This is a genomic window from Bacillus sp. LR--39, assembly GCF_053613335.1.
The window spans coordinates 1-525 of record NZ_JBSIOT010001552.1; the positions used below are offsets into that span (position 1 = coordinate 1).

At 48.4% G+C, this 525-nt stretch carries 1 protein-coding gene; it reads left to right on the forward strand.

Annotated features, from left to right (window positions below):
• A partial coding sequence (locus ACWHAR_RS31745) for an SDR family oxidoreductase (RefSeq protein WP_452089011.1) occupies nt 1-500 on the forward strand: 500 nt, incomplete at its 5' end.
• Nucleotides 501-525 lie beyond the last annotated feature (25 nt).

Below are 525 nucleotides of genomic sequence, written 5' to 3' on the forward strand. Positions count from 1 at the left end.
TTGATATCCTTGTCAACAATGCAGGTGAACAGCATCCGGAGGAAAGCATCAAAGAGATTACGAGCGAACAGCTTCACCGCACATTCAAAACAAACTTTTATTCTCAATTTTATTTGACTAAAAAAGCAATTGATTACCTGAAACCGGGCAGCGCCATCATCAATACGACATCCATCAACCCGTACGTAGGGAACCCGACACTGATTGATTATACAGCGACAAAAGGGGCGATCAACGCCTTTACAAGAACAATGGCGCAGGCGCTTGTTAAAGACGGCATCCGTGTAAATGCAGTCGCGCCAGGTCCAATCTGGACGCCACTAATCCCAGCTACGTTCCCTGAAGAAACAATTGCCCAATTTGGGCAAGATACGCCGATGGGCCGTCCTGGACAGCCTGTTGAGCACGTCGGCTGTTATGTGCTCCTGGCATCAGATGAGTCCTCTTACATGACAGGACAGACCCTGCATGTCAACGGCGGAAACTTTGTGACGACATAAGAGGGAGTGAGACATTTGGGCATCA